5 protein-coding genes are annotated in these 5,533 nt (G+C 61.0%); 1 reads left to right on the top strand and 4 read right to left on the bottom strand.

Annotated features, from left to right (window positions below):
- Nucleotides 1–222: 222 nt before the first annotated feature.
- Nucleotides 223–1,263, bottom strand: a complete 1,041-nt coding sequence (locus NKJ94_RS36780; RefSeq protein ID WP_352532612.1) for a glutamine synthetase beta-grasp domain-containing protein — start codon at nucleotides 1,261–1,263, stop codon at nucleotides 223–225.
- A 318-nt stretch (nucleotides 1,264–1,581) separates the two neighbouring features.
- Between NKJ94_RS36780 and NKJ94_RS36775 the strand changes: the two genes are divergently transcribed.
- A complete protein-coding gene (locus tag NKJ94_RS36775; protein ID WP_292660390.1) occupies nucleotides 1,582–1,776 on the top strand; it encodes a DUF2735 domain-containing protein in 195 nt (64 codons plus the stop codon).
- 82 nt (nucleotides 1,777–1,858) lie between these two features.
- Here the strand turns inward: NKJ94_RS36775 and NKJ94_RS36770 are convergent, their stop codons facing one another.
- The 3 genes from NKJ94_RS36770 to NKJ94_RS36760 all read right to left on the bottom strand — a co-directional run.
- A complete protein-coding gene (locus NKJ94_RS36770) occupies nucleotides 1,859–3,745 on the bottom strand; it encodes an MFS transporter (protein ID WP_352532610.1) in 1,887 nt (628 codons plus the stop codon).
- 186 nt (nucleotides 3,746–3,931) lie between these two features.
- Complete coding sequence (locus NKJ94_RS36765) at nucleotides 3,932–4,723, bottom strand: ATP12 family chaperone protein (protein WP_352532608.1); 792 nt, start codon at nucleotides 4,721–4,723, stop codon at nucleotides 3,932–3,934.
- A 2-nt stretch (nucleotides 4,724–4,725) separates the two neighbouring features.
- Nucleotides 4,726–5,533 (bottom strand): DMT family transporter (locus tag NKJ94_RS36760; protein ID WP_352532606.1); only part of this gene is annotated, 808 nt, incomplete at its 5' end.

The raw sequence follows: 5,533 nt of genomic DNA, 5'->3' as shown, positions 1-5,533 counted from the left end.
CCGCCTCCTGGCAACATGGTCGTCTGGCGCGGCATGACCCGCTTGCACGACATCGCCTTCGGCATCTCCATTGGATCAAGCCGACGATGTGGGTAATTGAAAGGTGATCCGGATCGTTACAGCCAAATAGAAAACCCCGGCGGAGACGCCGGGGTTTTTTATTGCGATGCGATTGGAGAGAAAATCACGGCGCAGACCTGAGGTCCACGCCGCAACAAATGCTCAAGCCGCGGCCGAAACCTCGGCGCTGGTTGGAACGGAGGCGATCGTCTTCAATATCTGGGAAGCGATCTGGTAGGGGTCGCCCTGCGAGTTCGGGCGGCGATCCTCGAGATAGCCCTTGTAGCCATTGTTGATGAAGGAATGCGGCACGCGGATCGAGGCGCCGCGGTCGGCGATGCCGTAGCTGAACTTGTTCCACGGCGCGGTCTCATGCTTGCCGGTCAAACGCTTGTCATTGTCCGGCCCGTAGACGGCGATATGATCCATCAGGTTTTTGTCGAAGCCAGCCATCAGCGCCTCGAAATAATCCTTGCCGCCGACTTCGCGCATATAGGCGGTAGAGAAGTTGGCATGCATGCCGGAGCCGTTCCAGTCGGTGTCGCCGAGCGGCTTGCAGTGGTATTCGATATCGATGCCGTACTTCTCGGTCAGGCGCTGCATCAAATAGCGTGCCATCCACATCTGGTCGGCGGCCTTCTTGGAACCCTTGCCGAAGATCTGGAATTCCCATTGGCCCTTGGCCACTTCGGCGTTGATGCCTTCATGGTTGATGCCGGCGGCGAGGCAAAGGTCGAGATGCTCCTCAACGATCTGTCTGGCGACGGAGCCAACATTGCTGTAGCCGACGCCGGTGTAGTACGGGCCTTGCGGCGCCGGATAGCCGCTCTCGGGGAAGCCGAGCGGGCGGCCGTCCTTGTAAAAGAAATACTCTTGCTCGAAGCCGAACCAGGCGCCCTCGTCGTCGAGGATGGTGGCGCGCTTGTTGGACGCATGCGGCGTCACGCCATCGGGCATCATGACCTCGCACATGACGAGCGCGCCGTTGGTGCGGGCGGGATCCGGATAGACGGCGACCGGCTTCAAAACGCAGTCGGAGCTGTGGCCCTCGGCCTGCATGGTCGAAGAACCGTCGAAGCCCCACAGCGGAAGCTGGTCGAGCGTCGGAAACTCGGCATAGTCCTTGACCTGCGTCTTTCCGCGGAGGTTGGGAACCGGGGTGTATCCATCGAGCCAAATGTACTCGAGCTTGTATTTCGTCATTCTAGCCTCTCGTTGCTTGATCACCGAACCCTGGATGGTGCCGGGGCGAGCCGGCCTATCCAGCAGCCGACCTGCCGGATTAATAAAAAGCAATTCGTGTGCCATTCTCGCCGGCGAAGGGTGCGGCAAAAGTGAGGTCGCATCGGTGCAAATCGCTGGGCCGCCGCCGTGCTGCGTTCGGATCACTCACAAGCATATCTTGCATAAATAATGTGCAAATACTGATCCTTTCGTAATCATGTTGCCTAATTCGGTTGCTGAACCTATCTTGGGGAAAGGTTGAATCGGCAAGGTTCTGTCGAAGAAAGGAAACCGATAATGGAAATCACTTCCACTCGTCAGTCGGCCAAAATCCTGATGTTCCCGGTGGCAGCGCGCGCGTCTGCCTCAAATTTAAGCGGAAAGGCTAAGTTCGCGGCAGAACTTGCTTCTTTGCGCAACCGCACGGATTTCGGAAGCGCCTGGTATCATGAAGCAGCGATCGAGGAAGCGAAACAGGATCGCAAAAGCTAGGCCTTCTCCGCGTATTTGATGAATTGCAAAGCCCGGCGCGATCGCTCGCGCCGGGCTCTGTTTTGGAACCGGTACAGGCCGGCTACTGCTTGGTGTGAAGGTTTGTTCCGAGCGTATCTCTGATGAAGATCATGCCGATGATCAGCGACATCGCCGCGATCACCACTGGGTACCAGAGACCGTAGTAGATGTCGCCCTTGTAGGCGCTGAGCGCGAACACCGTCGCCGGCAACAGTCCGCCGAACCAGCCATTGCCGATGTGATAGGGCAGCGACATGCCGGTGTAGCGGATGCGGGTCGGGAACATCTCGACCAGGATCGCGGCGATCGGCCCGTACACCATCGTGACGAAGATTACGAGGATGAACAGGATGGCGATCGTCATCGGCCAGTTGACCGCGGCCGGGTCGGCAAACATGGCGAAGGGACCGCCGCCCGGTATGGTGTAGACGGTGACCTCGGGGGCTCCCGCGGCCTCATCGGCAGTCAGCAGCTTGTCCTTGATCGCTTGGTCGGTCGGGACGGTAGCCTTGTCGCCAGCGCGGATGGCTGCCGCATCGAGCTTCAGCTCGGGATTGGCCGCAATGAAGGCTTCAAGCTTCTGGTCCGGCACCTTGGCCGCTGCCCGTTTCAGCGGATAGCCGCCGTCATGAAGCGCCGTGTTTACCGCTTTGGCAAAAACAGCGTCCTTGGCCTTGGCTTGATCGCCGGCCGCAGTCGCGTCATACGACTCAACTGTCTCGTTGCCGATTTTGACCGACGCAGCAGTGCCGGGCGCTGCCGTCGTTACCACGTCATAAGGCACTGAGTTCTTGGTCAAGAAAGAGGTGGCGATATCGCAGGACGTCGTGAATTTCGCCGTGCCCACCGGATTGAACTGGAACTTGCAGTCCCCCGGTGCCGCGGTCACCGTCGCGCGCGTGTTCTGCTGCGCGGTGGCGAGCGCCGGGTTGGCTGCCCTGGTCAGCGCCTTGAACAACGGGAAGGTGCAGACGATCGCCAGTGCAAGGCCGGCCATGATGATCGGCTTGCGGCCGATCTTGTCGGAGAGCCAGCCGAACACGACGAAGAAAATCGAGCCGAACGCCAGCGCGATGGCGATCATGATGTTGACCGACTGCGCTTCGACCTTGAGCACGTTCTGCAGGAAAAACAGCGCGTAGAACTGGCCGTTATACCAGACCACGGCCTGGCCGGCGGTGAGGCCGAGCAGTGCCAGCAGCGCGATTTTTGCATTCTTCCACTGGCCGAAGGCTTCCGTCAGCGGTGCCTTGGAACCCTTGCCCTCGTCCTTCATCCGCTGGAAGGTCGGCGATTCGGCAAGTGACAACCGGATCCAGAGCGAGATGCCGAGCAGCAGGAAGGAAACCAGGAAAGGAACGCGCCAACCCCAAGCGGCATAGGTGTCCTTGCTCATCGAGCCCTGGACGATCAGGATGACGATCAGCGACAGGAACAGGCCGAGCGTCGCCGTCGTTTGGATCCACGACGTGTAGTAGCCGCGACGGTCGTCGGGCGCATGTTCGGCGACATAGGTCGCGGCGCCGCCATATTCGCCACCGAGCGCCAGGCCCTGCAGCATGCGCAGGATGATCAGGATCACCGGCGCGGCGATGCCCCAGCTCGCATATCCGGGCAGAAGTCCGACCAGGAAGGTCGACAGGCCCATGATCGTCATGGTGACGAGGAAGGTGTATTTGCGGCCGACGAGATCACCGATGCGGCCGAACAGCAGGGCGCCAAACGGGCGCACCAAGAAACCGGCCGCAAAGGCGAGCAGGGCGAAGATGTTGCGTGTCGCTTCCGGCGCCGACGAGAAGAAGGTGGCGCCGATGAAGGCGGCCAACGAGCCGTAGAGATAAAAATCGTACCATTCGAAAACGGTGCCGAGCGAGGAAGCGAAGATGACCTTCTTCTCCTCGCGCGTCATGCCGCGGCTTGTTTTGCCGGCGGTCGATGCCATTGCCATGAGCGTATCCTCCCGTGTGAAATCCGTCCGTCCTCGATGCTGCGCGTCATCGTCCGCGTTTCCTCGCAACGCAGACTCAGTGCAGCCACCGGTGCAAAAAATGACAGAAAGCGCCGTCCAGAGGCAGACCGCCTTTGGGATTATGACTTTGGTCTAATGTGCAGTGCGAAATAGCAGGCGGTGCCGTCAGCCTTTGAGAGCTTCGAGCAGTCCGACTGCCGCCATCATGTCGCGCTTTCGGGCAGCGCGGCGCGCGACGGCCTGGGCATCATGGCCCCATTGCTCGGCCTGCCAGTCCTCGTCGACATGGCCGGCAGCCCAAGCCGCCTCGCCGTCTAGCTCGCCGAAATCGACAGCCAGCGCCAGCAGCGCCGATCCAGTCAGCGAGGTCATGACGTGGATGGCGGCAAGGCGCAGCGGATCGGCACGCTGGGCAAGATGCTGCCCAAGCAGCGCGATACTCTCGCGCGGCTGCTCGACATGGATCACCCCTTCGGCGAGATGGAACCGGGCGCCGAGCGCGCTGCGCGCCCAGTCGATGACCGGATCCCAATGTTGGTTCTGCCGGTCGACCAGCCCCTGTGGTGCATCGGCGCGGTAGCAGAGCAGATCGGATGAGGCGAAGCGCAGGATGTCCTCCAGCACCGCCTGGGGATCACTGGCGACGCCATCGATTGCGGTGTTGACCAGACGCATCACCGGCATCGTCACCGGGTCGATGATCTCCTCTTGTGCGGCGAATTCCTCGGCGACGAGAGCGGCCGCCTTTTCGGTCGGCAGCGCCAGCAGCGCCTTGGCCGGCGTATGGACGGGTTTGCCATCGAGATGGACGGCAAAACCATCTTCGACCGGCGTGACCGAGACGGCTTTGTAGAAGCGTTTCGGCAGGTGCGTCTTCATCTGGATTTGGGCACGGCGTACCGGATCCGGATCGGAGAGCTGCTTTCCCGCTTCGAGGTCGTTCAATATATCGCGCATGCTCATCCGGGGCTTTGTTTTCGGGCCGGCCGGTTGACGACGATAAGACCGGCGGCGATGAGGCCGAGTGCCAGGAAGATACGAACGGTCAACGGCTCGTTCAAGAACACGGCGCCGCAGAGCACGCCGAAGACCGGCGACAGGAAGGTGAAGCTCGACAGTCCAGATGCAGGGTAGCGCCGCAGCAGCCAGAACCACAGCACATAGGTGAAGGCGACGACATAGACGGCCTGGAACAGCAGCGCCAAGGTCGGCAGAAGGGTAAAGCTGCGGACGGGCGGCCCGGCAAAGGGCATCACCAAAATGCCGACGACAGCGGCCCCGGCCAGCTGATAGAGCAGCAGCTTTTCGGCGCTTGCCTCCACCAGTTTCGACCGCTTGATGACAATGTTAGTCACGGCCCACAGAATGCCGGCGCCGAGACTGAGCAAGTCGCCGCTCAGCGTCGCGCCGCCATTGGCGCTAAGCTTGTCTGAAAACACCGCAACCAGCCCGGCGAAAGCGAGCAGCAGGCCAATGAGCTTGCGCGCCGTGATGCTTTCGCCCAGCAGGAAATGGCCGCCGACCAGCATCCAGAACGGCATGGTGTTGACCAGCAAGGTATTGCGCACAACCGTCGTGTGCTCGAGCCCGACGTAAAGGAACAGGAACTCGAGACCGAAAAGCGCACCCGCCAGAATTCCGGCGACAAGGGTTTTGTCGGGCGTGAACAGCGCAATGCCGCGCCAGCGGCACCAACCGAAAACACACAGGCCGCCGATCACCGAGCGGGCGATGGACAGGAAAACAGGGTCGTAGCCGGCATACGAG

This window comes from Mesorhizobium sp. M0060, assembly GCF_040323155.1.
Lineage (GTDB): Bacteria > Pseudomonadota > Alphaproteobacteria > Rhizobiales > Rhizobiaceae > Mesorhizobium.
Note: the sequence above shows the minus strand (reverse complement) of the source record. Positions and strands in the feature narration are given on the sequence as shown.